Below are 25,701 nucleotides of genomic sequence, written 5' to 3'. Positions count from 1 at the left end.
AGAACGGACGGCTCCGATACGCAAGACGGTGATTAAGGAACGCGGCTTTGCGGTATGTTGTAAAGGTATGTTCGTTACGAAAAGCCGGAAAGGAAGCTGCCCCATGATCGTTCGATTCGGATATGTCGCCATGTCGCTTGAGATTCAGGATTCCTCGCCTTCCAAAACGATGACGATGGCCCGCTTTGCCAAGCTGCCCGACCGGGAAGCGGGACTGCGCCAGCTGGAACGTATCGCCGAGATTAATCTGCGCAACACGATCAGGCTGCTGCGCCACAATATCGCCGAAGGGATCGAGATGTACCGGTTTTCGTCCAAATTGATCCCGCTCGCGACCCATACCGACCTGGCGGATTGGGACCCGTTCGTCGCGTTGGCCGAGCCGTTCGCGGAGATCGGGGAGATCGTTCGCCGTCACAAGCTGCGGGTTTCTTTTCACCCCGACCATTATACGGTGCTGAGCACGCCGCGCCCGGAAGTGCTGGTCTCGTCGGTGCGCGACCTGCGGTACCATGTGCGTATGCTGGAGGCGATGGGCCTCGACGCGCGCGCCAAAAACAATATCCATATCGGCGGCGCCTACGGCAACAAGCCCGAAGCGGCCGACCGGTTCGTGGACCATTTTGCGGCGCTCGATCCCGATATTCAATGCCGCCTGACGCTCGAAAACGACGACAAAACGTTTACGGCGGGCGAGACGCTGGCAGCCGCGCAGCGGACCGGCCTGCCGATGGTGCTCGATATTCACCATCACTGGGTCAACAGCGCGGGAGAGCCGGCGTCGGACTGGTGGCCGGAAGTCGCCCGGACGTGGGAATCGCCGCTTGCGCGGACAGACGTGCCGGAAGGCGAACATCTGCCGCCGAAGATCCATGCGTCCAGTCCGAGAAGCGAGACCGATCGGCGCAGTCACGCGGACGGCGTCGAAGCCGGTCCGCTGCTCGATTTTTTGCGCGAAGCGGCGAGAACGTCTTCGCATCTGGACGTGATGCTGGAAGCGAAGCACAAAGACCGGGCGCTGCTGCAGCTCATGCAGGATCTTGCGTCTTACACAGGCGACGGCGTGAAGATGCTGAGCGGAGGCAAGATCGAGGTGCAGCCGTGAGCAGACTATTTTCGGGAAAAAGAAAGGTGGAACCGTCATGAGAAAAGCGATCGAAGGCGAAAAAATGCACGCGTACCCGGGCATGGTCGCCCTGGTCACGTCGCAGCTTGAAGAACAGAGCAACGTCATGGCAGCCGGTTGGCATGCCTATATCGGCGCAAGCCCCGGCATGTACGGCATCGCGCTGCGCGAAGAGACGTTCACGTACGGCCTCGTCCGACCTTCGGGTGTCTTCGGCGTCAATTTCCTGCCGGCGGCGCAGACCGAAGCGATTCAGGGAGCGGGTACGTTCGGCGGGCACGAAGGCGGCAAGCTGGAGCGGTTGGGCCTCGGCTTCGAACCCGGCCTCAAGACGGGCGTACCGATTCTGAGCGACGCCTATATGGCGTACGAGTGCCGGGTCGTCGACATTAACGCCTACGGCGACCATTACTGGATCGTGGGCGAGATCGTGCAGGTATACCAGGACGAAGCGTTGTTCGGCGCCGACGGCCTGCCCGATCTGTCCAAATTGTCGATCCCGCTCTATATGGGACGGGCTTCGTACCGGATTCTGGATGAACGGGCGGAGAACAAAATTCATCGCTTATAGAAAAAGACTGGATAGAAAAACGCTTATAGAAAAAGTTGATAACGGTAACGGTCCGGAAAGTCCCGTTTCTTCAACGTCCGAAGTGCCGGATGTAAAAGAAGGAGCGGCTTTGCGGCCGTTACTTATTCGTTTTTTCTATCGACCGTTTTCATTGACAGGCCGGCCGCCCAACACTATGATACATTAAACCGAGTTATTTTATCGGATAAATCATGAATGAAAGCGGGGCGGCCGGGTGAATATCGAAAACATCGAATCTTTCGTCTATATCAACCATTACGGAAGTTTCAACAAAACGGCCGAAGCGCTGTTTTTGTCGCAGCCTTCGGTCACGGCGAGAATACAGACGCTGGAGCGTGAACTCGGCTGCCGGCTGTTTGACCGGATCGGCAAGCAGATCGTGCTGACGGAAGAAGGCCGCAATTTTTTGCCGTACGCCCAGGAGATGCTCAAGACGCTGCAGCAGGGCCGTCAGCATCTGCGCCGTTCGGAGACGCTGCCGCAGGAACTGCGGATCGGCAGCACGATCTCGGTCTCGAACTATCTGCTGCCCGAGCTGCTGCCCCGCCTGCACGAAGACTGCCCCGGCGTACATTTCAAGCTGAGCACCGGCGGAACGGAAGAACTGGTCAAGCGGCTGCTCGCCGGCGAGATCGACGTGGCGTTTATTCGCAAAGTGATGCATCCGTCGCTGCGCACCGCCGCGTTCTACGAAGATCCGATCCATCTGTACGTCCGTTCGGATCATGACTTCGCGAGCGAGGAATCGGTATCGGTAGACGCGCTGCAGGGACGCAAGCTCGTCTTCTTCGAATGCGGCACGCTGGACTGGCTGCGGATCCACCGTTCGTTCGAAGCGCTGGAGTCGCCGCCGGATATCGCGTTTCACGTCGATAATTCGGAAACGGCCAAAAAGCTTATCCTGCGCGGGGCGGGCATCGGATTCCTGCCGGCCGTATGCGCGCGCGAAGAAGTGCGCGACGGACGCCTGACGCCGGTCCGCGTGCGGGAATTGTCCGAATTTGCGCTGCAAACGGGGCTCGTGACCGTGCGTCAGGACCAGTCGGCGCTGATCCGGCAGCTCGCTTCGATCTTCGGCGATCTCGTGGCGGAGAGCGAACTTGCCGTGTCTCCGCTCAGCGGACGCGGCGATTCGCCTTCCGCGGGCAGAGCCGCCGCCGCATCCGCGACCGTGCGCCGCGCCGGCGGCTAGGCTTCCATTCGGGCCAAGCTTCCGGTAAACTGTTGGTGAAAGCGATATCAACAAGAGGCAGAAGCCGGAAGGGTGGAACACTTTTTTGAATGATTTCGTGAATGTGGGCATGATCGGGTACAAGTTTATGGGCAAGGCGCACAGCAACGCTTACCGGGCGCTGCCGATGTTTTTGCCGGACGTGCCGAAGCCGCGCATGACGGCGATCTGCGGGCGGGACGAGCAGGCGGTCCGCGCGGCGGGTCAGCAGTTCGGCTGGGACAGCGTGGAGACGGATTGGCGGGCGCTGATCGCGCGGAGCGATATCGATCTGGTCGATATCAACGCGCCGAGCGACGCGCACAAGGAAATCGCGCTGGCGGCCGCGGCCGCCGGCAAACATATTTTTTGCGAAAAGCCGCTGGCGCTCAACCTGAGCGATTCGCGCGAAATGCTGGCGGCGGCGCAGCAGGCCGGCGTCAAGCATATGGTCGGCTTCAATTACCGCTTCGCGCCGGCCGTGCGGCTGGCCAAAAAGTTGATCGAAGAAGGGCGTCTGGGCCGGATCTACCATTTCCGCGGACTGTTTCTGCAGGATTGGATTATGGACCCGGACTTCCCGCTCGTCTGGCGGCTGCGCAAAGAAGTGGCCGGATCGGGTTCGCTCGGCGATCTGGGCGCGCATACGATCGATCTGGCCCGCTACCTGGTCGGGGAGTTCGACGAAGTCGTCGGCATGACCGAGACGTTCATCAAAGAGCGGCCGATGCCGACAGAGATGACGGGGCTGACGGCCAAAGGCAGCGCGGACGGTCCGCGCGGCGAAGTGACGGTCGACGACGCGGCGATGTTCATGGCCCGGTTCGACAACGGGGCGCTCGGCACGTTCGAAGCGACGCGCTTCGCGAACGGTCACCGCAGCACCAACTTTTTCGAAATTAACGGCAGCAAGGGCAGCGTGCGTTTCGATTTCGAGCGTATGAACGAGCTGGAAGTGTATTTCTCGGACGACGCCGAAGACGTGCAGGGCTTCCGGCGCGTGCTGGCGACCGACGCGGCGCATGATTATATGCACGCCTGGTGGCCGGCCGGCCATACGATCGGGTACGAGCATACAGTCACGCACGAAGTGCACGAACTGATGCGGGCGATCGCGGAAGACCGCCAGCCCGTGCCGAATTTCTCGGACGGCGTCAAATGCCAGGCGGTACTCGAAGCGGTAGAACGATCCGCCGCCGAGAAGCGCTGGGTCAGCCTGCGGGAATTCGACAGCTAAGCGGACGATCTTGTTGGTGTGGAAAAGATCAGGTGAAAAAGAGTGACGACCGAAAACCCTTTCTCCGCGTGCGGAGAAAGGGTTTTTGGCGTGCATATTCTGCTGGGTTAGGGGTAGACAGAGAGAGCTGACAGCCGACGATGCGGCGAATCGACGCACCCGCCTGTTCATGAATCCATCTGTCCGTCTATCCATCAAACCGCCTGTTTCTGCACCGACGCCTCAACGCAGTTCTTTTTTGACGTCCGGCACGTCGATGTTGATCTTGCGGTTGCCGGCTTTGAGCTGCTTGAGAAATTCGTCTTCGCGCACCGGCGAAACCTGGATGCTGCCGCCGGCATACACCAATTCAAGCCGGCTGCGCGAATGCGAAGGTCCCGAATTCATGCTGCTCTTGCGGCGGATCGTCTCGATCCGGTCGATCGGGATCTTCCAGTTGAGCGGACCCGAACGGACAAGCAGGTGCCCGTCCTTGATTTCGTAATACGTCAGGTACCAGGTTGAGACGACGAACATCAAGATGATAAGCCAGATCGGCACGAACAGGAAAGAGCCGTTGGACAGCCCCATCCAGACGAGGATCAGCAGCACGATCATGCTCGCCCAGTTTAACGTGAAGAAAAAAGCATCTTTGTCGCTTTTGTATCGATTCATACCCGCCTCCGAATGATTGTTCTCCCTGTCATTCTACAGGAGCGAAGACGTTTCGCACAATCCGCCGCTGCTCAAACGACGTATACTCTTTCGCTTTACCAGAGGAAAGAGTATACTGTAAGGCTGGGAGAGCTGCTTCGCGACTCTTCCATACAGAGATCGAACATGAATGAAAAGGGGTATTTCGATTGAGCAAGGGAAAACCATTGGGATTATGGGTGCTGACGGCGCTCGTCGTCGGCAATATGGTCGGTTCTGGCATCTTCATGCTGCCGCGTTCGCTGGCGGAAGCGGCGAGTCCGGCCGGTACGGTATTCGCCTGGGCGGTGACCGGATTCGGGGTGCTGATGCTGGCGCTTGTGTTCGGCAATTTGGCGCTGCGCAAGCCGGACCTGAACGGCGGTCCGCAAATTTACGCCAAAGCGCTGTTTCCGAACAGCCCGTCGCTGTCGCTGCTGTCGGGCTTTATGTCGAGCTGGGGCTACTGGATCGGCAATATCGCGGGCTTCGTCGCTGTCATTACGACGTTCGCCAGCTATCTGTCCACGTTCTTCCCGGTCTTGAACAGCGCAAGCGTGCTGCTTGCGCTCGGAAGCTTCGAGCTGACGACCGGACACGCGCTGAACTTCGTCGTCTGCTCGCTGCTGCTGTGGGGCACGCACTTTTTGGCGCTGCGCGGCATGGAAGGCGCCGGACGGATCAATCTGATCGCGACGGCGACCAAAGTGATCGGGTTCGCGCTGTTTATCGTCATCGCGCTGCTGGCATTCCAGTCTTCGACGATGGGCGAATTCGCGGCGGCGCATCTGGACGATGAAGGACGCAGCGTATCGCTGCTGTCCCAGATCAACGCGGCGGCGGTCGTGACGCTGTGGGCGTTCATCGGCGTCGAATCGGCGACCGTCTTCGCGGCGCGCGCCAAACGCAAAAAAGACGTCAGCCGCGCCACCGTCGCCGGGCTTGGGATCGCGATCGTGCTGTATGTCGGCATCAGCATCCTGACGATGGGCCTGCTGCCCAAAGAGCGGCTCATGCAGTCGCAGAACCCGCTCGTCGACGCGATGACGGAAGTGCTCGGCCCTTACGGCGGCTACCTGCTGGCCGCGCTCGGCCTGGTCAGCCTGATCGGGTCCACGATCGGCTGGGTGCTGCTCAGCGCGGAAGTGCCTTACGAAGCGGCCCGGCAGCGCGTCTTCCTGCAGCCGTTCCGGCGCGAGAACGACAAAGGCATGCCCAAGCTGTCGCTGTGGATCTCGAACGGCCTCGGCCAGCTGCTGATCTTCTCGACGATCTCCGGTTCGATCGCGCAGGCGTTCGACTTCATCATCGTCGTTGCGACGCTCGCGTATCTCGTGCCGTACCTGATCGCTTCGGTCTACCAGCTCAAGCTGACGCTGACAGGCGAAGGGTATACCGTCATGCGCGAACGCCGGATGGACGGCTTCGTCGCCGTGCTGGCAACGATCTACTCGCTCTGGGTCGTCTATGCCGGCATGGGCGACTGGCAGACGTTCCTGTTCGGCGTGTTGATGCTGGCGAGCGGGATCGTATTCTATCCGCTGCTGCGGAGGCAGCTGCGGAGCGGGAACGAAGGCAGCGGGGGTGCATGATCGAACATCGTCCCCGTTTGGACAGAAGAAGGCGGCCGCTTTGCGGTCGTCTTTTTTGTGTTCTTTTTTTGCCGGATACCTATGTAAAAAGAAACTTATAAAAGTGAATAGAGAAAATTGCACAAAAATGGAACCCTTCCGTATATTGGAGCGTATCCGTGATTAGGGAAGTTAAGCAAGCGAGACTTTAGACTTAGAGCGAGAGAGAATGAGGGGGACGTAAGGATGAAAATGAAGTGGATGATGATCGGGTTGGTGGCGGTATTGACGGCATGCGGAGGAGAATCGGGACAAACGGACGAAGAAGCGGCAGCAGGCAAGGAGCAGGCCGCTGTCGTCGAAGCAAGCCGGGCAGACGCGGAGGCCGGGCAGTCCCGCACGACCGAGACGGTCAATGCCGACGGTTCGGTCACGACCGAGACGACCCTCGCGGACGGTTCCGTTACGACGACGACCACCAGTCGAACCGTCAAGACGACGACGCTGCCGAATTCGGGAAGCGTCGAGATGGACATGAATACGGATCTGAACGTCAATATGGATGCCGAAGTGAACGTCGATTCCGAGGTGAACGTGGCGACGGAAGTGAACGTGGGCTCGGACGTCGATATGGACGTGGATGCGGACATCGACATGGACGTCGAAAGTTCCGGCACCGCGGATGCTTCGGTTACGATCTCGGATTATGCCGACTTCGATCCGCAAAACATGGTGGACACGGTTCGGCACGGTTCGTTGACGTCGTATTCGCAGCGGACGGTCGGCGACGTATTCGGGGAGGTGTTCAGCCACCCGGAGTGGACGTATTTCGAATCCGAGGACGGCGACGACGTCGTGGAATTTACGGGAGAAGCGTTGTACGGAGACGAAGAAGGCCGCACGACTATCCAGTTCTTGCTGTACGAAGACGCAACGTTCGGATTGTCGGGAATCTGGGTCGGCCGCGGAGACGAGACGATCGACGAAGAATACTCGATGTCCGATGCGGAGATCGATAAAACGCTTAATATTATTTACGGTTTGCAGCAGTAGACCCGTATTGAAGCTTCCGGCAGGTAGTCATTTGCGCAAACTTCAGCCTGTCGACGTCTTTCTTTTCAAAATAGCGGCGAGAGAACATTTATTTTTCGCTTTCTGTCCGCGTCGGGGCGAATAGCTGCGTAAGGGCAGTTATTTTCCATCCTGCACGTTCTTCACCTCTCTTTTTCGCAAAATAAATGGATCTGCGCCGTTATTTGCGATACCGCCCGTTTTTCAAAAGGAATAAGTGGATTTCTGCACTTAACACGGCTGCGCTTGGGCGGTTATGCCAAGTTTGCTTCATTCAAAAACAGTCAAAAGACGCAAAAAGGAGATTGGAAAATCATGCACGAACCAAAACCGAGAATCAATCTGGAAGACCCCGAGATCATGTCGCTGTCCGAAGCCGCCGAACTGTGGGGCAAAGACGACTCTTATATGAGAAGAACTTTTGATCAATTTCCGGTCGGGACTATTAAAAAATTCGGCAAAGTCTGGATCGTCACCCGAGAAGGCATGGAAGCCAGATACGGACCTGCAAAAAACGCCAAACAATAAGTAGGGATTCCCGGGATGGATACCAAAAGCGCAAGCGAATAACGCCAAAAGCGTTCCGAATAAAAATTCGGAACGCTTTTTTCAAGCCAAATCCATTTGTCTGACGTATCCTTCGACTGTTAAACTAAGGAAAGCGATAGAGCGTTACCTCTACATACCCTAAACCAAAGAAACGGTGGAAACCAACCATGACCATTATCGGAATCGATCTGGGCACGACGAACAGCGCGGTCTCCGTCTGGAGAAACGGACAGGCCGTCCTTATTCCGAACGCGCTCGGAGACAAGTTGACGCCGTCGGTCGTCGGCGTGGACGACAACGGCGATATATTGATCGGGCGGATCGCGCGGGAACGGCTGCTGACGCATCCGCTGCTGACGACGGCCGCGTTCAAGCGGCATATGGGCACGGCGCGGGAGATTCGCCTCGGCGATCGCCGTTTTCGCGCGGAAGAACTGTCGGCGCTCGTGCTGCGTGCGCTCAAAGCGGACGCCGAGAGCTTTCTCGGCGAGCCGGTGACCGAAGCGGTCATCAGCGTGCCGGCGTATTTTAACGACACGCAGCGCAAAGCGACCCGTATGGCGGGCGAATTGGCCGGGCTCAAGGTCGAGCGGCTGCTCAACGAGCCGACGGCGGCCGCGATCGCGTACGGGCTGCATCAGCAGAAGCCGGAAACGCAGTTTCTCGTCTTCGATCTGGGCGGGGGGACGTTCGACGTCTCTATTCTGGAGCTGTTCGACGGCGTCATGGAAGTGAAAGCGGTCGCAGGCGACAACTATTTGGGCGGCGAAGATTTTACCGACGTGATCGTCGGGCATTTCCTGTCTTCGTTCGGTATGCAGTTGTCTGCGCTGGAACGCAAAACGCTGGCGTTTTTGCGCGATCAGGCGGAGCAGGGCAAGCGCGAACTTTCGCGGGAGCGGCCGATCCGTCTGCGCGCGGGCCTTAACGGGGAGATGAAGGAACTGAGTATCGACCGCGAGCAGTTCGAGCTGCTCGTTCAGCCGCTCGTTGAACGGCTGCGGCGCCCGATCGAACGCGCGCTGCTCGATGCGTCGATCGACGCCCGATCGATCGACGAGATCGTGATGGTCGGCGGCGCTTCGCGCCTGCCGGTCGTGTACGGGATGCTCAGCCGCATGTTCGGCCGCCTGCCGGCTTCGAATATCGATCCCGACGAGACGGTCGCGCTCGGCGCGGGCGTGCAGGCGGGCATGAAGGAACGCAGCGAGGAGCTGCAGGACGTCGTCATGACGGACGTCTGCCCGTATACGCTCGGCACCGAAGTGGCGCTCGCTTATCCGACGGGCGAATACGAGGGCGGACATTTCAGCCCGATCATCGACCGCAACACGTTCGTGCCGGTGAGCCGGGTGAAGCGGTTCTCGACGGTCAACGAAGAGCAGAGCCGGATCATCGTCAAGATTTATCAGGGGGAAAACCGGCTCGCGGCGAACAATCTGCTGCTCGGGGAGCTGGAAGTGGAATTTCCTCCGGGCACGGCGGGCATCCGCGATATCGATATTCGCTACACGTACGATATCAACGGGATTCTCGAAGTCGAAGTGCAGACGGTCGGATCGGACGAGGTGCACCGGATCGTGATCGAAGAAAATCCGGGCGTCATGAGCCGGGAAGAGATCGAACGCCGCCTGCTCCAGCTGTCCGCCCTCAAGATGCACCCGCGCGATCAGGAGAAGAACCGGCTGCTGCTCGCGCGCGGCGACCGGCTGTACGAAGAGCGTCTGGGCGACGAACGCGAATGGATCGGAGCCGCGGTCGCCCGCTTCGAAGCGGCGCTGCATCGTCAGGACGAACGCGAGATTCGCGAGGAAGCGGAGCGGCTGGAACAGTTTCTCGACCAATTCGGAAGGAACAGCCGCTGAGATGGGCATTTGGCGGATACTCGGCATTGCGCCGACGAACGATGCGCGGGCGATCAAGCGTGCTTACGCCGCGCTGCTCAAAGTCACGCACCCGGAAGACGATCCCGAAGCTTTCCAGCGTCTGCGGGAAGCTTACGGAGAAGCGTTGGAACAGGCCAGGACGCTGACGCCGGAACAGACGGCGGGGAGCGGCGGGGCTGCTGCCGGAGCCGCCGCCGAGTCGCCGCTGTGGGGGCAGGCCGACCGTTCGGCCCGTCGCCGCCGCGCCGACGAAGAAGCGGAACTTCCCGGAGCCGCGCGCGGCGAACGCGATGCCGCGGCCCGGCAGCAAGGCGGGGACCGCACGCCGCCTCCGCCTCCGTATCCGCGCCCGAATGCGGACCCTCGCGATCGCGCGCAGCCCGCAGGCTCCGGCGCGGCAGCAGGTACGCTTGCCGCCGAGACGGCGGCTCTGATCCGCCGGTGCGAAGATCTCTACGACGACTATGCCCGCCGGATACGGCCGGACCTCTGGCAGGAGCTGCTGCACGATGAACGGCTGCGCGAGCTGTCGTTCCGGCAGGCATGCCAGCCGCCGCTGCTCGCTTTTCTGGCGGAACATCCGTATTTGCCGCGGGCGGTGTGGCGCATGCTGGATACGATCTTCGATTGGACCGGCGACGAGATCGGGCTGTCGCGCCTCGTTCCGCCCGGTTTTGCCGCTTTTGTGCTGGATTCGATCGCCCAGCCGTCGGAACTGCGCCTGACGTATGTGCCCGTCAGCCGGGCGTTCGACCAGGACGGATTCCTCGGGCTGCGCAGCCGCGGAGCCGCCCGGCTGCGTACCGGCCAGCTGGAAGAAGCGCTGGACGATTTCGACGCGGCGTTCGATTTGTTCGCCGGAGATCCGGATCTGCTGCGGCTGCGCGCGACGACGCTGCATCTGATGGGCCGCGACGACAAAGCCGAGATCGACTGGGCGTCCCTCGTTGGCCGGTATCCGCGCGAGCGCGACGCCCTGATGCGCCTCGCCGACCTGATGCTGGAGAGCGGGCGCGCCGCCGACGCGCTGGAGCGGTATCGGCAGGCGCTCGATCTGCTGCCAAACGACGCGCACGCGCTGCTTGGCCTTGCGCGCTGCTACCGCGAGCTGGAACGATTCGGGGAATCGGTTCAGGCGTGCGAGCTGGCGCTGCTGCTGGAGCCGTCCGATATCGAGCTGCGCATCCGGCTGCTGGAACTGCAGGAGCAGCAGTTGGAGCGGCAGCTTGCGGTGCTGAAGCGGTATCCGGGAGACCGCGAAGCGCGCGCGGCTGCAGGAGAACTGCTGCTTGGCCTTGCGCGGTACGCCGAATGCGAACGGCTGCTGACCGAAGCGCCGCTCTACGGCTGGAGCAGCGGCATGAAGACGCTGCTCGGCCGGGCGCTGCGGAAGCTGGGGCGCGGCGGCGAAGGCGCGGCGCGGTTCGACGAAGCGGTCGAGCTGGCGGAAGCGGCGGGGCAAAGCGGCTATGACGCGTATCTGCATCGCGGGTTGTACCGGATTGAAGCCGGGGACGCGGCGGCTGCGGAACGCGATCTGCGCCGCGCGGCGGCGCTCGGCCCCGATCGGCCGGAGCTGCAGGCGGCGCTGGGCCGCTGCGCGTTCGAAGCGGGCCGATTCGAACAAGCGGCCGAGCATTACGGCCGGGCGCTGCACAGCAAGCCGGACAGCGCTTATAGCGCGGGGCGGGGCCTGGCGCTGCAGCGGCTGCGGCGGTATGCGGAAGCGATCGAAGATTTCGATCGCCGCCTGCGCTATGCGCCGGATAGCGAGGCGATCCTGCAGGCGCGGGCGGAGTGCCTGGCGCAGCTGGGACGGCAGGCCGAATAGGTAAAATAGGCAAGTTAGGCAGGATAAGCAAGACAGCCAGAATAGAAAAGACAGACAGGCTGGACGAGAACGGGAGGATGGAGAGATGGACGATTATTCGTATCGCAGAGCGCTGCAATGGGCGACCGCGCTCGGTGGCCCGTTATTCGAACGATACAAAGCGAAGCCTCCGTACGGGGTGTACGAATGCGCCAAAGCCCGGTTCGACGCCGCCGGCCTGCTCGCCGCGCAGGGGAACATCCGCGATGCGTCCGGCGTCCGGGATATGGCCGAGCGGGTCTGGGCCGGCGTATACAATCCCGGGTTTCAGCAGATTCGCCTGCTTCTCGCCGGACTGACACTCTCGGAGCGGCGCGCGTACGTGGACAGTCTGCCGGCGGACAGCGATCGCTACCGCTTCGTGTATACGGTCAATCAGTATATGGACCGGCTGCCGCCCGCGGGCATCGCTGCCTGGGATCTGGGGCAGTTGGCGTTCCATATCCGCTGCGCGCGATTGGCCGGCCATATCGGGGAGAACGAAGAGAACGCGTATCTGCTGCACAATGCCGTACGCGTCCGGTTCTCTTACCGAAGCTGGCCCGATTACGCGGTCGCCTACATGGCGGGCAAGCAGTACGGCGAGGAAGATTTGTCCGAAGAAAGGTCCGAGCTCAATCTGGAACAGCTGCGCAGGCTGCTGACCGGCAAAAACAGTCCGTGGCGGGAGCTGGAATGGGATATCGTGCTGCCCGAACCTCCGGCGCTGCCGGAGTAGGATCGGCGCCGATCGTTTCCTGTTGCAAAACCGGAAATTTTGTTTCAATAACGGTAGCTTTGCGGCTTGTCTCCCGGTATAATCAACGCAAAGAAGGCCGGTTCGGCCGATCATTTTGCATGTTTATACGAGAAAAGAGGGGTAGTTATGCAAGCTTCAACAGGGTTTTCGGTTAAAACGATCGTCGCGATCGGGATCGGAGCGGCTTTGTTCGTCGTGTTGGCGCGGTTCGGTTCGATTCCGACCGGCATTCCGAACACCAATTTACAGACGAACTACGCGATTCTTGCGCTGTTCGCGCTGCTGTACGGACCGTGGGCGGGCCTGCTGATCGGCTTGATCGGCCACACCGTGGCGGATCTGCTGTCGTTCGGGCCGTGGTTCAGCTGGATTATCGCGTCCGGCGTCGTCGGTCTGCTGATCGGCCTGCTGACGCGCGGCATCCGGATTCACGAAGGCGAATTCGGCGCCAAAGAGATAGTGCGGTTCAATATCGCGCAGATCGTCGCGAACGCGGTCGGCTGGTTCCTCGTCGCGCCGGCACTGGACGTCGTCATCTATGCGGAACCGGCCACAAAAGTGTTCACGCAGGGACTCGCGGCGGGCGCCATGAACATGGTCATCGTGGCGATTCTCGGCACGCTGCTGGCGGTCGCCTACGCCAAAACGCGTACGAAGCGCGGAAGCTTGACGCGGGAAGGCTAGCATGTGAAAATTGGAGAAGAAGCAAGCTTGGAAAAGCCGGTGCATGCAGCCGGCTTTTTCGTTTGTCCGAACCGCTTGAAGGAAAAGATTGCAACAGAGAAAGGAAAGCCATGACAAAACCGGTGATCGAATTCGATCGTTTTACGTTTCAATACCGCGCGCAGAGCGAACCGACGCTGCACGAGATCAGCTTGACGATTCGCGAAGGGGAAAAAGTGCTGATTGTCGGTCCGTCCGGATCGGGCAAAAGCACGCTTGCGCACTGCATCAACGGGCTGGCGCCGCATTTTTATCCGGGAGAACATTACGGTTCGCTCCGTATCATGGGCGAGGACGTTTCGGGTTCCGGCATCGCGGAGCTGTCCGATATGATCGGCACGGTGCTTCAGGACCCGGACGGACAGTTCGTGGGGCTGACCGTTGCCGAAGATATCGCTTTTAAGTTGGAAAACGACGGGATCGGCCATGCCGAGATGCTGCGGCGCGTCCGGGAAGCGGCTGAAGAAGTCGAGTTCGCGGACTTCCTGAACGCGTCGCCGCAGGAGCTGTCCGGCGGGCAAAAGCAGAAGACGACGCTTGCCGGAGGACTGGTCGGCGGCGCGCCGATTCTGCTGTTCGACGAGCCGCTGGCCAGCCTCGATCCGCAGGCCGGCCGGGCGACGATCGAGCTGATCGATCGGCTGCACCGTCAATCCGGCCGGACGATCCTGATCGTCGAGCATCGGCTGGAAGAAGTGCTGCACTGCCCGGTCGACCGGATCATCGTCATCGACGAAGGGCGCATCGTCTCGGACCTGCCGCCCGATGAACTGCTGGCTTCGAATGTGCTGCGGGAAGCCGGTATCCGCGAACCGCTGCATCTGTCCGCGCTGCGCTACGCCGGCTGCACGCTGTCTCCCGCGATCCGTCCGCGCAGCGTGGACACGATCGACTTGGGCGAAGCGGCGGAGCCGCTTCTTCGCTGGCACGAAGCGAACGCGGCCGTAACCGAGCCGGCGCGCCCGGAACCGCTGCTGGAAATCGAGCATCTGACTTTTGGCTACGAGGCGAAGCGTCCCGTGCTCGAAGACGTCTCGCTGACCGTCGGCCGGGGCGAAATCTTGTGCATCGCCGGCCGCAACGGGGCGGGCAAATCGACCATTTCGCGCCTGATCTGCGGGTTCCACAAGCCGCTGTCCGGTTCGATCCGTCTGGACGGCCGCGACCTGTCCGGCGATACGATTCGCGAGCGCGCGGACCGGATCGGGTTCGTCATGCAGAATCCGAACCATATGCTCTCGAAGCCGATGCTGTACGACGAAGTGGCGCTTGGGCTCGTGAACCGCGGAGTGCCGGAAGCCGAGATTCGCGAACGGGTGCACGAGACGCTGCGTGTCTGCGGGCTGTATCCGTTTCGCAGCTGGCCGCTGTCCGCGCTCAGCTACGGGCAGAAGAAGCGCGCGACAATCGCTTCGATCCTCGTGCTGCGCCCGGAGATCCTCATTCTCGACGAGCCGACGGCCGGTCAGGATTTCCGGCATTATAACGATATGATGCGATTTTTGACGAAATTGAATGCGCAGGGCATGACGCTTATTATGATCACGCACGATATGCATCTGATGCTCGAATACGGGCAGCGCGCGGTCATTTTGTCCGAAGGGCGCAAGATTGCCGAAGACGTGCCGGCCCGCATTCTCGGCGACGCCGCCCTGATGGAGGAAGCGCATCTGCACGAGACGTCGCTGCACCGTCTGGCCCGGCGCGTCGGCATTCGTCCGGAAGAACAATTCGTCGCCCGTTTCATACGCACGGACAGGGGGAGACCGAACTGATGGCCGTCAAATTGTTGGCTTATTCCGATACCGGATCGCCGGTCCATCGGCTGAACGGCGTCACCAAACTGTCCGTGTTCCTGCTGCTTTCGATCACGGGCATGGTTATCTACGACACACGCTGTCTGCTGGCGCTGCTCGTCTTGTCGCTGTCCATGTTCGCCTGGTCCAAAGTGCCGTTCAAGCAGTATTCGTTTGTGCTGTACCTGATCCTGATCTTCTCCGTCATGAACCAACTGGCGATCTTCCTGTTCGCGCCCGAGCAGGGCGTGCAGATCTACGGCACGCGGCATGAACTGCTGCCGATCGCCGGACGCTATACGCTGACGGCCGAGCAGCTGTTCTACCAGTTCAACGTGCTGTTGAAGTTCGCCGTGGTCGTTCCGCCGGCGCTGCTGTTCCTGCTGGCGACCGAGCCGAGCGAATTCGCGTCTTCGCTCAATCGCGTCGGCGTACCGTACAAGATCGCGTACGCGATCTCGCTTACGATGCGCTACATTCCCGACGTGCAGCAGGAGTTCATGCATATTTCGACGGCGGCGCAGGCTCGCGGCATCGATTTGTCGCGCAAAGAGAAGCTGGGCCGCCGCTTGAAAAACATGGGCGCCATCCTGCTGCCGCTCGTGCTGGCGACGCTTGAGCGGATCGAGAAAGTCAGCGCGGCATTGGAACTGCGCGGCTTCGGCCGCAGTCGACGCCGCACCTGGTACCGCAGCCGTCCGCTCACGCGCCGGGACATTCTTGTCCTGATCTGCGCTGTGCTGATCTCGGCCGCCGCGTTCACGATTACGTTCTGGGACGGATCGCGGTTTTATACGATTTTCGATTAATGCGTACAGAAGCTGTCGGCCAAGCCGACAGCTTCTTTTTTTGTCGTAAACTCTTTTCCCAAAATGGACCTTGACGAAAACTATTTTCTAAACGTATATTTAAAAGAAAATAATTTCTGGTGGTGAGAAAAGAATGAAAACTTTTTTCGAGAAAGCCCAGCGGTTCGGTAAATCCTTTATGCTGCCTATTGCCGTTTTGCCGGCGGCGGGTCTGCTGCTCGGCGTAGGCGGGGCGCTGTCCAACCCCAATACGATTCAGACGTATCCGCTGCTGCAAATCGCCTGGCTGCAGCATGTGTTCACGGTAATGAGCAGCGCGGTCAGCATCGTGTTCGACAACCTGGCGCTGATCTTCGCGATCGGGGTTGCAGTCGGCCTGGCGCGTTCAGACAAAGGCACGGTCGGCCTCGCGGCAGCGCTCGCTTATCTGGTCATGAACGCTTCGATCAATGCGATGTTGGCCAACTCGGGGCAGCTGGTCGCGGATCAGCTTGCCGCTTCCGGGCAGGGCCTGGTACTGGGCATTCAATCGCTGCAAACGGGCGTACTGGGCGGCATCGTCATCGGTCTTGTGACCGCTTTCCTGCATAATCGGTACAACAAGATCGAACTGCCGCAGTTTCTCGGATTTTTCGGCGGCTCGCGCTTTATTCCGATCGTTTCGTCGTTTGCGGCAATTTTCGTCGGCATTTTGATGTATCTGATTTGGCCGACGATCCAGCTCGGCATTATGGGTCTGGGCAGTATCGTGGATGCGACCGGGTACGTGGGCACTTTGTTTTACGGCTTTTTCCTGCGGATGCTCGGGCCGCTCGGCCTGCACCATATTTTCTATCTTCCATTTTGGCAGACGGGGCTCGGCGGCACGCTCGAAGTTTCGGGCAAAGTGTATGAAGGCACGCAAAATATTTTCTTCGCGCAGCTCGGCGATCCAGGCACGACCACATTCTTCAGCGGCACGTCGCGCTTCATGTCCGGTCGGTTCATTACGATGATGTTCGGCCTGCTCGGCGCCGCGTTGGCTATTTACCACACCGCGCGGCCCGAGAAGAAAAAAGTGGTCGGCGGGCTGATGCTGTCCGCGGCGCTGACGTCGTTTTTGACCGGCATTACGGAACCGCTCGAATTCTCGTTCCTGTTCGTCGCACCGTTCCTGTACGTGATTCATGCGGCGTTCGACGGACTTGCGTTTATGCTGGCCCATATGTTCGAGATTACGATCGGGCAGACGTTCTCCGGCGGACTGATCGACTTTATCCTGTTCGGCATTCTTCAGGGCGAAGCGAGAACCCATTGGATCTACGTGCCGATGATCGGAGTCGTCTGGTTCGGCCTGTACTATTTCACGTTCCGGTTCCTGATTCGCAAATTCAACCTCAAAACGCCGGGACGCGAAGAAGAAGGCGCAGCGGACGTCGGTACGGGAGAAGTCAACGCAGCTTCCGCCGATACGGCGGCACCGAAGCCGGTGAGGGCGCAAGGCGACCCTGCGGCACAGCCGCGTTCGAAAACGATCCTCGACGCGCTCGGCGGGATGGATAATATCAAAGATTTGGACTGCTGCGCGACAAGGCTGCGGGTATCGGTCAACGATCCGCAGCGCGTCGATCAAGACCGGCTCAAAACGACCGGAGCCAAAGGTGTATTCGTGAACGGCAGCGGCGTGCAGGTCATCTACGGTCCGCAGGTCAGCGTTATCAAAAACGAGATCGAAGAATATATGGAAACGGAGTGAACTCAAGTGAAACTGGAAACTTTGGGACTTGAAGGGCGCCTGATCGTATCGTGCCAGGCGTTGGAGGACGAACCGCTGCACGGTTCGGAGATCATGGGCAAAATGGCCGTGGCGGCCAAGCAGGGAGGAGCGGCCGGCATCCGCGCCAATACGACGGAGGACGTGGCCGAGATTCGGCGGTGCGTCGATCTGCCGGTCATCGGCATCGTGAAGCGCAATTACGGCACCCATCCGGTCTTCATTACGCCGACGCTCAAAGAAGTGGACGAACTGGTCGCGACAGGCTGCGAAATCGTGGCGCTCGATGCCACGTCCCGTCCGCGCCCGGACGGGATGACGCTGGAAGTGCTCGTTCGCCGTATCCGGGCCAGCTACCCCAATCTTCTGCTCATGGCCGACGTGTCGAACGTGCGCGAAGGGATCGAAGCGCAGCGGCTCGGGTTCGACCTCGTGTCGGCTACGCTCGTCGGATATACGGAAGCGACGCGGGGACAGAAGCTGTATGCGGACGACTTTGCGATTTTAAAAGAGATGGTGCGGGAAATCGGGACGCCGATCGTGGCGGAAGGAAACATCCTGACGCCGGAGATGGCGGCGCGATGTCTGGAGATCGGCGTGTACAGCGTCGTCGTGGGCGGCGCGATCACGCGTCCGCAGCAGATCACGGAACGGTTCGTGGCAGGAATGAAGCGCAGGGGAACCGTATCGTCGACCCTCTCTTGACGGATAGGTGTGGCACCGAATCCAACCCAAACAAGCGGCAGAACCGCTCCTGTTCTGTCGCTTGGCGTATCTATGCGATTGGTATGCGATGGGATAGAGGAAGCCCTGTTACTTCGGGGTGGACAGATTCAGCGCGGAGATCGTCCGCTGCCTAGCTTCGAGCAGCGCTTCGTCTTCGAGCAGCAGCATCGATACCATGTCGAGCACGTAGATGATCGCAAGCTGGCTGTTAATAAAAGGGACGTCTCCGATTCGCTGCAGCGCCGGCGTGAACAGACACAGATCCGTCGTCTCGGTCAATGGAGTCCGGTCGAAATTCGTGATTCCGATGATCGTGGCGCCGAGGCTTTTGGCTTGGCGCAGCCCGATATTGACTTCCTCGGTGCGCCCCGAGTTGGACAGCCCGATAACCAGGTCGTGCTCGTTCATGAGGCAAGCGTTCATCCGCATCATATGCGGATCGGTGACGGCATCGATCGGAATATTCATCCGCATCAGCCGGTATTTGAATTCCAGCGCGGAGAAGCCGGAGTTGCCGAGGCCGTACACGTATACGCGCTTGGCGCGCCGAATAAGCCGCACGACTTCTTCGATCATGTCCGGTCGGATCAGCTCGGTGGTCGCGTTAATGATTTCGTTATAAATATGCTGCGTCCGGGCGAAAAAGTTCATCTCGCCGCTTGGCGCTTCGGCTTCCCGGCTGAGCGCAATCTTGAAATCGACGAAGCTTGCGAAGCCGATCTTTCGACAGAAGCGCGTAATCGTGGACATGGAAGCCTGCGTCAACGTGGACAAATCGCGGATGTTGATATTCGGGATCGAACTTTTGTGACGAATTACGTAATCGGCGATCTCTTTTTCTTTGGCAGAAAGCTGCTGATAGTTCAGTTGAAGTTCGTCGAGCGCGCCAAGTGCCATGCAAGGTCCTCCTCTATGGATAGTAAATATGGGAATCAACGAATGTTGACAAAAAATCGGATTGTCGGTCGCCCCGTTATTCCCATTATAAAACGCGGCAGGCAAGCGGGGCAATTGAAGCCTGGATCAAACAACGAAAAGGATAGGGAGGTCTACATCATGTTTGGACGAAAAAGCAAACCACAATCCGCCGGCGTATTGGAGATCGTACCGCCGGTATCGGGCCGCGTTCTGCGCTTGTCGGAAGTGCCCGACGAAGCTTTCGCTTCCGGCGCCATGGGAGACGGGCTTGCGGTAGAGCCTTTGGCGGGGCAGGTCGTGGCGCCGTTCGAAGGAACGGTCGCGCATCTGATGGCCAAAAGCAACCATGCCGTTCTGCTGGAACATGTCTCCGGCGTGCAGCTGCTGATCCATGTCGGCATGGACACCGTTGCGCTCAAAGGCGAAGGCTTCAAAGCGCATGTCAAAACGGGCGACTCCGTGAAGCGCGGCCAACTGCTGCTGGAATTCGATATTCCGTTCATTGAGGCGGCCGGATACTCCGTCGTCACGCCGTTTATCGTGCCGGACGGTCTGGACGCGGTCAAAGAAGTCGAAGTGCTGCAGCCCGAAGCGGACGGGGAATCGCTGATCCGCGTCCATTTGGCTTAAACGCCTGAAAAGTTGGACAAATCTGCAAATTAAATCAAAACAAACAAAAAATCTCCGTTTCCCACTACAGGGAAACGGAGATTTTGGCGTGCGTATCGCCCGTACCCGGGCATCTGCTTACAAATAATACATTTTGAACAAAATGTCCTGATTGTGGTTGCCGAACTTTTTGCCGAAGATCGTCGCGCCGCCGACGTTTTTGGCGTCTTCCTTGACTTCGATCCGCAGCGTCCAGCGGTCGCAGCTCGTATCGAGATCGGCGATCGAGACGTCGGACATCGGATCGCCGTCGACGTACGTGCCGTGGCCGGTAATGCGGATCGTTTTGAGCAGGCCGTATTGGTTGAGGTTATGCGGCCACCAGTCGGGGGTGAGCTTGCCGCGCGTGTCGGCGAAGTCGCCGGGGCTCGTCCACGTGCCGAGTTCGATCCCGTTCAGCGTGAACGTCAGGTCGGACGGCCAGACGTCGTTGGAGAACGGGAATTCGGACGACAGCTCCATGCTGATCTCGAACTGCTGGAGCTTTTCTTCTTTTTTGAGGAAATTCGCCACATTGTACTGCACGAAGCCCTGCGTGAACCACAAAATCTCCGCGTCCATCCGTTTCGGGTCCATAAAATACTTCGGCTCGTCGACCGGGCCGATAAAGTCTTTGTCCGAAGCGAGTCCGCACGTCGGCTTGAGGTCGAAATCGGTGTAGTGGCCGACCGGCACCGACGTCTCGTACGAATCGAACGAATGGAAAATCTTTTTGGGAAAATTGATTTCGATATGGTCGACTTTGAGAATGGACAGCTTTTGCAGTCCCGATTTGCCCGGCACTTTTTCCGTTTTGATAATGCCGGCGTCTTCGAGTTTCTTGATGTGCTTGATCACGATTGGGCTGCTGATTTTGAGTTCGGCCGCCAATTCCTTGATATTCATTTTGTTTTTGGACAGCAGCTGAATGATTTTGATTCGAACATCGCTGGCCAGCGCTTCGTACACGACAAGGGAGGAGTGATCGATTTCCAACTGCATCTGTTATCCCACTTCTTTCGCTTGGTTTCATTAAGCAGCCTTTAGGGCCTATGGTGATGTTAATAATACCATAAAGGTTATTAACGTGTATATAAATTAATAAATGTAGTACCTTCTATCCGAAATAGCGGTTACATTCGAAAATTAAGTAAACATATAAGTTAATCAAGATGATATTTATTGTTTTAAGTTTATTAAAAAGTTATTGACACCGTTTTCAGCTTGGGGATATACTAAACTCAAGTTAAGGGTTTACATAGACAGGAGGAGAAAATATTGAACAGAAAATTGGGGGCATTGGTAACGGGCGTGGCATTGACGGCATCGCTGCTTGCGGGGTGCGGGAACAGCAACGCCAACGATCCGAACACGATCACGTTCTGGACACCGCTGACCGGCGAAGACGGCGCTTATATGGACAATCTGGTCAAGGCTTATAACGAAACGGACCCTGCGGTCAAGGTGAAGCATGTCGTCACCGCGGACATGTACACGAAGATTTCGACCGTATTGAGTTCCGGCAAAGGGGTTCCCGATCTGGCAATCATCCACGCCGACCGCGTACCGGGCTACGTGAAGCAGAACCAGCTCGAAGCGATGACCGCGGTTATGCAAGCGCAACCAGAACTGAAGGAAGACAACTTCCTGCCGCAAGCGTGGGGAGCGGGCAACATCGACGGTACGCAGTACACGATTCCGCTCGATATTCACGCCAACGTGATGTACTACAACAAAGACCTGCTGGCCAAGTACGGTGCGGAGAGCTTCCTGGACGACAACAACGTGACGGTCGACGAGATTTTGAGCTTGCAGGGTAAGTTGGACGAAGGCGATTACGTCGTCAACGACGCGCTGCTCGGCTGGGCGATGCTCGGACAGATCCAGAACCTGAACGGCGATATTCAAAAAGACGGCAAGCCCGCGGTCGACACGCCGGAATTCAAGACGGCGATCGAAGACGTCAAGAAGATCAACGACGCCGGCCTGATGACTCCGTTCGGCGAAGACGGCTACCTGATGTTCCAATCCGGCAACGTCCTGTTCTCGACGGACGGTACGTGGAGCTCGACGTCGCACGCTTCGGTCGAGACGCTTAACTTCGGCGTGACGAACGTGTACTCCGTCAGCCCGGACAAGTTCACCAACCGTTCTTCGTCCCACTTGTTCGCCATGTTCAACAACGAACAGCGTCTTGACGAGAAAGAGCAGGGCATCGCGTCCTTCCTCGAATTCATTCGCGAGAACTCGGTCGAATGGGCCAAAGCCGGCCAGATTCCCGCGAGCAAGCAGGTCGTGGACAGCCCGGAATTTTCGAAATACATGCAGTCGTTCTTCACGCAGGACGAGAAAGAGATCGAATCGCTCTACATCTATACGTACGAATACTATCCGTATATCGCGGAAGCGGTCGACAAGTATGTCGGCGACCTCGTACGGGGCAATCTCGATATCGACGAAGGTCTGAAGACGATGCAAAAAGAAGTCGAAGACAAGATCGCGGAGTTGGGCGGAGCCGCCGCAAAGTCCGGCGAATAAGCTTTCGCCGTCTGAACGTTGCTCCAAAGCATGGCGAGCCATGCCGACATTCGAGCCGATCAAGCAAGCCGAAGGCAAGCGAAGAAGAGACCTGCCTTTGCCGGCAGGTCGCTTTTTCCGCAGCCGGCGGCGATGGTCCGCACGGCCTTGAAGTCGGATCGCCGATCCGCAGCAGTCTTGAGAGGAGAACTGAAAGCCTATGAAAAAAAAGCTGAATCTGGCGCCCGCCTTATTCGTGGGACCGCATTTGATCTTGTTCCTGGTCTTCATCGTCATTCCGACGCTTTACGGCATTTACGCTTCGTTCACGCAGTGGAATCTGGCCGGTTCGCCGAACTGGGTAGGGTTTTCCAACTACAGCACCATCCTGTTCGACACGTCGTCGACGTTCCATACGCAGTTTTTTAACGGATTGAAAAATACGCTGTTGTTCGTCCTGTTCACCGTACCGCCGCTCATCGTTCTTCCATTGATGATCGCGGTCGCGCTTTCGCACAAAAAGCTCAAAGGCAAAACGTTTATTCAATCCGTACTCTACGTGCCGGGCCTGATCTCCATCTCGGCTTCCGCGCTGATCTTCACGCTGATCTTCAACAAGCAGCTCGGCGTCACGAGCAACATCTTCGGCTCCACGATCGCCTGGGCGACGCATCAGCCTTACGCCTGGCTCACGATCATCGTGCTGACGATCTGGGGCGGAATCGGCGGCAACATGATTATCTACCGCGCTTCGATCAGCGGAGTGGCGGAAGAACTGTACGAATCCGCCGAGCTTGACGGTGCCGGTCCGATCCGCAAATTTTTCAGCATCACGCTGCCTTCGATCAACTTCCCGTTAATCTATACGTTCGTCATGACGACGGCCGGCGCGTTCAACGTCTTCGGCCAACCGCTGATGATGACCGACGGCGGTCCCCAGCAGAGTACGTCGGTACTGATGATGTATATTCGCCAGCTCGCGTTCGGCAGCGGCGAATCGATCGCGGGGATGGCTTCGGCGATGGCGGTACTGCTCGGTCTCGTTATTCTGATCATCTCGGCCCTGCAGTATTATGTCATGAACCGCAACGCAAACTGATTAGGAGGAGTGCATGATGTCAAACCCCGTAATGGATTTGGATAAAAGCGCGTTGGCCGTCGGCCGCAAGCGCGCGAAAATCGGCGTCTCGCAGATCGTGGCCTATGTATTCCTCGGGCTGCTCTGCCTGATCTGGATCATTCCGATCGTGTTCGGAATCACGACTTCGTTCCGATCGCAGACCGAAGTGGTCAGCACCGGTTTCCGGCTGCTGCCGGTTAACTGGATTATGGACAATTATACCGCGATTTTACAAAATACGTCGACGGCGCCGATTCTGCGCTGGTTGACCAACTCGATCGTGATCGCGACCTCGCATACGCTGCTAGTCGTCGTCGTCATTTCCTTGACCGGCTACGGCTACTCGCGCATGCAGTTCAGAGGACGCAACGTGCTGTTCTTCACGCTGCTGGGCATCTCGTTTTTCCCGGGCGTCGTGAACCTGATTCCTTCGTACAAAATTATCGACGCTTTGGGCTGGGTCAACACGTCCTGGGCGATGATCATTCCGGGTCTTGCGGGCATGGGCAACATCTTCCTCGTGCGCCAGTTCATGCTCGGCATCCCGAAAGATCTGGACGAATCCGCCAAAGTCGACGGAGCCAGCGATTTCCGTATCTACTTCTCGATCATGCTGCCGCTGATCAAGCCGGTTCTGATCGTCTGCGCCCTGTTCTCGTTCACCGGTTCGTGGAACGACTTCCTGTGGCCGGTCATCGTGTACACCGACGTCGACAAAATGCCGGTTACCGCAGGTCTGCTGCTGCTGCAGGACATCTACGGCAACTACCGCATGATCGGCCAGCTGATGGGCTCCGCGATTCTGGCGATTATCCCGACGCTTGCGCTGTTCCTGTTCGCCCAGAAATATTTCGTTCAGTCCATCAACTTGAACTCCGGCATCAAAGGCTAAACCGACTACCCCAAAATATAAAGAACTTGAATGGCCGTATTCGGCCGGCCCGGCCGGTCCGAAAGCGGCCCTATCAAGTCCGATAGGAGCCACCGACCATGACAACCTACAATCTTCCCAATCCGCTTATCGAGCAGCGGGCCGATCCTTTCATCTATAAGCATACCGACGGCTTCTATTATTTTATCGCTTCCGTGCCGGAATACGACCGCATCGAACTGAGACGATCGGAGACGATTGCCGGACTGCGTGAAGCGACAGTCAAAAATATCTGGTACAAGCACGACAGCGGCCCGATGAGCGCCAATATCTGGGCACCGGAAATTCATGCGATCGACGGCAAATGGTATGTCTACTTCGCCGCGGCCCATACGTCCGAGACGAAGGAAGGTCTGTTCGACCATCGCATGTTTGTTCTCGAAAACGATTCCGATAACCCGATGGAAGGGGATTGGATCGAACAAGGACAAGTCAAAACGAAATGGGAATCGTTTGCGCTGGACGCGACGACGTTCGAACACCGGGGCATAAGGTATTACGTCTGGGCGCAAAAAGACCCGGACATCGCCGGCAACTCCAATCTGTACATCTCCGAAATGGAAAATCCGTGGACGCTGCGCGGCGAACAGGTGTGCATCTCGACGCCGGACTACGACTGGGAGAAAATCGGCTTCCTCGTCAACGAAGGCGCCGCTATCCTGAAGAAGAACGGCCGAATCTTCATGACGTTCTCCGGCAGCGCGACCGATTACAATTACTGCATGGGTCTGCTGACCGCCGACGAGAACAGCGATCTGCTCGATCCGAAATCGTGGGTGAAATCGCCGAACCCGGTGTTCCGCACCTGCGAAGAGAACGGGCAGTACGGCCCGGGGCACAACAGCTTCACCGTGTCCGAAGACGGCCTGCTCGACCTGCTCGTCTACCACGGCCGCAGCTACAAAGACATCGTCGGCGATCCGCTGTACGACCCGAACCGCCATACGCGCGTGCAGGTCATCCACTGGAACGAAGACGGTACGCCGAACTTCGGGACGCCGAGACCCGACACGTCGGCGGAGACGCTGGCCCGCTCGTAACCGGACGTCCCGCTCCTCGTTTTACCCCGCCCCGCCTTTTCGCCCGCGGCACTTCCGTGCCCGGGCGAAAAGGCTTTTGCGCGTTTGCCTTTGTCAGCGGGCCGGCTTTTCGCTAAGATAAGAACAGCGACATAACAAGACGGGCACGAACGCGGGACCCTACAGAGAAATGACACGAGAGTGCAGGAGGACGGAAC

23 protein-coding genes are annotated in these 25,701 nt (G+C 58.7%); 20 read left to right on the top strand and 3 right to left on the bottom strand.

Going from position 1 to position 25,701, the window contains the following annotated elements:
* The first annotated feature begins 103 nt into the window (after window positions 1-103).
* The 4 genes from uvsE (at window position 104) to FTE24_RS03980 (ending at window position 4,165) form a co-directional block, all read left to right on the top strand.
* On the top strand, window positions 104-1,105 hold the full coding sequence (gene uvsE, locus FTE24_RS03995) for a UV DNA damage repair endonuclease UvsE (RefSeq protein ID WP_150229543.1): 1,002 nt from the start codon (window positions 104-106) through the stop codon (window positions 1,103-1,105).
* 37 nt (window positions 1,106-1,142) lie between these two features.
* The gene (locus FTE24_RS03990) at window positions 1,143-1,697 is read left to right on the top strand and encodes a flavin reductase family protein (protein ID WP_150229541.1); all 555 of its coding nucleotides are present in this window, start codon (window positions 1,143-1,145) and stop codon (window positions 1,695-1,697) included.
* Between the two features lie 235 nt (window positions 1,698-1,932).
* Window positions 1,933-2,910, top strand: coding sequence for a LysR substrate-binding domain-containing protein (locus FTE24_RS03985; protein WP_150229539.1), 978 nt, complete (start codon window positions 1,933-1,935; stop codon window positions 2,908-2,910).
* Window positions 2,911-3,019: 109 nt separating this feature from the next.
* Window positions 3,020-4,165, top strand: coding sequence for a Gfo/Idh/MocA family protein (locus FTE24_RS03980; protein ID WP_170315124.1), 1,146 nt, complete (start codon window positions 3,020-3,022; stop codon window positions 4,163-4,165).
* A gap of 222 nt (window positions 4,166-4,387) precedes the next feature.
* On the opposite strand, the gene FTE24_RS03975 is transcribed toward FTE24_RS03980, so the two are convergent.
* Window positions 4,388-4,819 (bottom strand): PH domain-containing protein, encoded by a 432-nt coding sequence (locus FTE24_RS03975; protein WP_141445796.1) that lies wholly within the window; start codon window positions 4,817-4,819, stop codon window positions 4,388-4,390.
* A 188-nt stretch (window positions 4,820-5,007) separates the two neighbouring features.
* Between FTE24_RS03975 and FTE24_RS03970 the strand changes: the two genes are divergently transcribed.
* The 11 genes from FTE24_RS03970 (at window position 5,008) to FTE24_RS03920 (ending at window position 18,309) form a co-directional block, all read left to right on the top strand.
* Complete coding sequence (locus FTE24_RS03970) at window positions 5,008-6,429, top strand: amino acid permease (RefSeq protein WP_150229537.1); 1,422 nt, start codon at window positions 5,008-5,010, stop codon at window positions 6,427-6,429.
* A 225-nt stretch (window positions 6,430-6,654) separates the two neighbouring features.
* On the top strand, window positions 6,655-7,461 hold the full coding sequence (locus FTE24_RS03965) for a hypothetical protein (RefSeq protein WP_150229535.1): 807 nt from the start codon (window positions 6,655-6,657) through the stop codon (window positions 7,459-7,461).
* A 333-nt stretch (window positions 7,462-7,794) separates the two neighbouring features.
* Window positions 7,795-8,007 (top strand): helix-turn-helix domain-containing protein, encoded by a 213-nt coding sequence (locus FTE24_RS03960; protein ID WP_150229533.1) that lies wholly within the window; start codon window positions 7,795-7,797, stop codon window positions 8,005-8,007.
* A 188-nt stretch (window positions 8,008-8,195) separates the two neighbouring features.
* Window positions 8,196-9,893 (top strand): molecular chaperone HscC, encoded by a 1,698-nt coding sequence (locus FTE24_RS03955; RefSeq protein WP_150229530.1) that lies wholly within the window; start codon window positions 8,196-8,198, stop codon window positions 9,891-9,893.
* 1 nt (window position 9,894) lies between these two features.
* Window positions 9,895-11,745 (top strand): J domain-containing protein, encoded by a 1,851-nt coding sequence (locus tag FTE24_RS03950; RefSeq protein WP_150229528.1) that lies wholly within the window; start codon window positions 9,895-9,897, stop codon window positions 11,743-11,745.
* An 85-nt stretch (window positions 11,746-11,830) separates the two neighbouring features.
* On the top strand, window positions 11,831-12,502 hold the full coding sequence (locus FTE24_RS03945) for a DUF1266 domain-containing protein (RefSeq protein WP_150229526.1): 672 nt from the start codon (window positions 11,831-11,833) through the stop codon (window positions 12,500-12,502).
* A 147-nt stretch (window positions 12,503-12,649) separates the two neighbouring features.
* Window positions 12,650-13,207, top strand: a complete 558-nt coding sequence (locus FTE24_RS03940; RefSeq protein WP_150229524.1) for an ECF-type riboflavin transporter substrate-binding protein — start codon at window positions 12,650-12,652, stop codon at window positions 13,205-13,207.
* Between the two features lie 110 nt (window positions 13,208-13,317).
* Window positions 13,318-15,021, top strand: coding sequence for an ABC transporter ATP-binding protein (locus FTE24_RS03935; protein WP_150229522.1), 1,704 nt, complete (start codon window positions 13,318-13,320; stop codon window positions 15,019-15,021).
* A complete protein-coding gene (locus FTE24_RS03930) occupies window positions 15,021-15,851 on the top strand; it encodes an energy-coupling factor transporter transmembrane component T family protein (protein WP_150229520.1) in 831 nt (276 codons plus the stop codon). The genes FTE24_RS03935 and FTE24_RS03930 overlap by 1 nt, the downstream gene beginning before the upstream one ends.
* 133 nt (window positions 15,852-15,984) lie before the next feature.
* Complete coding sequence (locus FTE24_RS03925) at window positions 15,985-17,586, top strand: maltose/glucose-specific PTS transporter subunit IIC (RefSeq protein ID WP_150229518.1); 1,602 nt, start codon at window positions 15,985-15,987, stop codon at window positions 17,584-17,586.
* Between the two features lie 6 nt (window positions 17,587-17,592).
* The gene (locus FTE24_RS03920; protein ID WP_150229516.1) at window positions 17,593-18,309 is read left to right on the top strand and encodes a putative N-acetylmannosamine-6-phosphate 2-epimerase; all 717 of its coding nucleotides are present in this window, start codon (window positions 17,593-17,595) and stop codon (window positions 18,307-18,309) included.
* A gap of 108 nt (window positions 18,310-18,417) precedes the next feature.
* Here FTE24_RS03920 and FTE24_RS03915 read toward each other — a convergent pair whose 3' ends face one another.
* A complete protein-coding gene (locus FTE24_RS03915; protein ID WP_150229515.1) occupies window positions 18,418-19,227 on the bottom strand; it encodes a MurR/RpiR family transcriptional regulator in 810 nt (269 codons plus the stop codon).
* 159 nt (window positions 19,228-19,386) lie between these two features.
* On the opposite strand from FTE24_RS03915, the gene FTE24_RS03910 reads away from it, so the two are divergent.
* On the top strand, window positions 19,387-19,878 hold the full coding sequence (locus tag FTE24_RS03910) for a PTS sugar transporter subunit IIA (protein ID WP_150229513.1): 492 nt from the start codon (window positions 19,387-19,389) through the stop codon (window positions 19,876-19,878).
* 117 nt (window positions 19,879-19,995) lie between these two features.
* Here FTE24_RS03910 and FTE24_RS03905 read toward each other — a convergent pair whose 3' ends face one another.
* Window positions 19,996-20,898: an ArsR/SmtB family transcription factor gene (locus FTE24_RS03905; RefSeq protein ID WP_141445781.1), complete on the bottom strand. Its 903-nt coding sequence runs from the start codon at window positions 20,896-20,898 to the stop codon at window positions 19,996-19,998.
* A gap of 276 nt (window positions 20,899-21,174) precedes the next feature.
* Here FTE24_RS03905 and FTE24_RS03900 point away from each other — a divergent pair, with 276 nt between their 5' ends.
* The 4 genes from FTE24_RS03900 to FTE24_RS03885 all read left to right on the top strand — a co-directional run bounded on the left by FTE24_RS03900 (window position 21,175) and on the right by FTE24_RS03885 (window position 25,504).
* A complete protein-coding gene (locus FTE24_RS03900) occupies window positions 21,175-22,434 on the top strand; it encodes an extracellular solute-binding protein (RefSeq protein WP_150229511.1) in 1,260 nt (419 codons plus the stop codon).
* A 199-nt stretch (window positions 22,435-22,633) separates the two neighbouring features.
* Window positions 22,634-23,512 carry a carbohydrate ABC transporter permease gene (locus FTE24_RS03895; RefSeq protein ID WP_141445777.1) on the top strand — a complete coding sequence of 293 codons (879 nt, stop codon included), beginning with the start codon at window positions 22,634-22,636 and terminating at the stop codon, window positions 23,510-23,512.
* 16 nt (window positions 23,513-23,528) lie between these two features.
* Entirely contained in the window at window positions 23,529-24,425 is an 897-nt protein-coding gene (locus FTE24_RS03890) for a carbohydrate ABC transporter permease (protein WP_141445775.1), read from the top strand.
* Between the two features lie 98 nt (window positions 24,426-24,523).
* Window positions 24,524-25,504: a glycoside hydrolase family 43 protein gene (locus tag FTE24_RS03885; protein ID WP_150229510.1), complete on the top strand. Its 981-nt coding sequence runs from the start codon at window positions 24,524-24,526 to the stop codon at window positions 25,502-25,504.
* Window positions 25,505-25,701: the final 197 nt, after the last annotated feature.

Origin of the sequence: Saccharibacillus sp. WB 17 (assembly GCF_008634075.2) — a bacterium.
Classification (GTDB): Bacteria; Bacillota; Bacilli; order Paenibacillales; family Paenibacillaceae; genus Saccharibacillus; species Saccharibacillus brassicae.
This window is presented reverse-complemented; position numbering and strand designations above follow the sequence as displayed.

Coding starts and splice junctions, on each gene's coding strand:
- FTE24_RS03885 (WP_150229510.1), top strand. CDS start 24,524: ATGACAACCTACAATCTTCCCAATCCGCTTATCGAGCAGCGGGCCGAT.
- FTE24_RS03980 (WP_170315124.1), top strand. CDS start 3,020: ATGATCGGGTACAAGTTTATGGGCAAGGCGCACAGCAACGCTTACCGG.
- FTE24_RS03945 (WP_150229526.1), top strand. CDS start 11,831: ATGGACGATTATTCGTATCGCAGAGCGCTGCAATGGGCGACCGCGCTC.
- FTE24_RS03895 (WP_141445777.1), top strand. CDS start 22,634: ATGAAAAAAAAGCTGAATCTGGCGCCCGCCTTATTCGTGGGACCGCAT.
- FTE24_RS03925 (WP_150229518.1), top strand. CDS start 15,985: ATGAAAACTTTTTTCGAGAAAGCCCAGCGGTTCGGTAAATCCTTTATG.
- FTE24_RS03905 (WP_141445781.1), bottom strand. CDS start 20,898: ATGCAGTTGGAAATCGATCACTCCTCCCTTGTCGTGTACGAAGCGCTG.
- FTE24_RS03910 (WP_150229513.1), top strand. CDS start 19,387: ATGTTTGGACGAAAAAGCAAACCACAATCCGCCGGCGTATTGGAGATC.
- FTE24_RS03965 (WP_150229535.1), top strand. CDS start 6,655: ATGAAAATGAAGTGGATGATGATCGGGTTGGTGGCGGTATTGACGGCA.
- FTE24_RS03955 (WP_150229530.1), top strand. CDS start 8,196: ATGACCATTATCGGAATCGATCTGGGCACGACGAACAGCGCGGTCTCC.
- FTE24_RS03890 (WP_141445775.1), top strand. CDS start 23,529: ATGTCAAACCCCGTAATGGATTTGGATAAAAGCGCGTTGGCCGTCGGC.
- FTE24_RS03975 (WP_141445796.1), bottom strand. CDS start 4,819: ATGAATCGATACAAAAGCGACAAAGATGCTTTTTTCTTCACGTTAAAC.
- FTE24_RS03930 (WP_150229520.1), top strand. CDS start 15,021: ATGGCCGTCAAATTGTTGGCTTATTCCGATACCGGATCGCCGGTCCAT.
- FTE24_RS03960 (WP_150229533.1), top strand. CDS start 7,795: ATGCACGAACCAAAACCGAGAATCAATCTGGAAGACCCCGAGATCATG.
- FTE24_RS03915 (WP_150229515.1), bottom strand. CDS start 19,227: ATGGCACTTGGCGCGCTCGACGAACTTCAACTGAACTATCAGCAGCTT.
- FTE24_RS03940 (WP_150229524.1), top strand. CDS start 12,650: ATGCAAGCTTCAACAGGGTTTTCGGTTAAAACGATCGTCGCGATCGGG.
- uvsE (WP_150229543.1), top strand. CDS start 104: ATGATCGTTCGATTCGGATATGTCGCCATGTCGCTTGAGATTCAGGAT.
- FTE24_RS03935 (WP_150229522.1), top strand. CDS start 13,318: ATGACAAAACCGGTGATCGAATTCGATCGTTTTACGTTTCAATACCGC.
- FTE24_RS03950 (WP_150229528.1), top strand. CDS start 9,895: ATGGGCATTTGGCGGATACTCGGCATTGCGCCGACGAACGATGCGCGG.
- FTE24_RS03990 (WP_150229541.1), top strand. CDS start 1,143: ATGAGAAAAGCGATCGAAGGCGAAAAAATGCACGCGTACCCGGGCATG.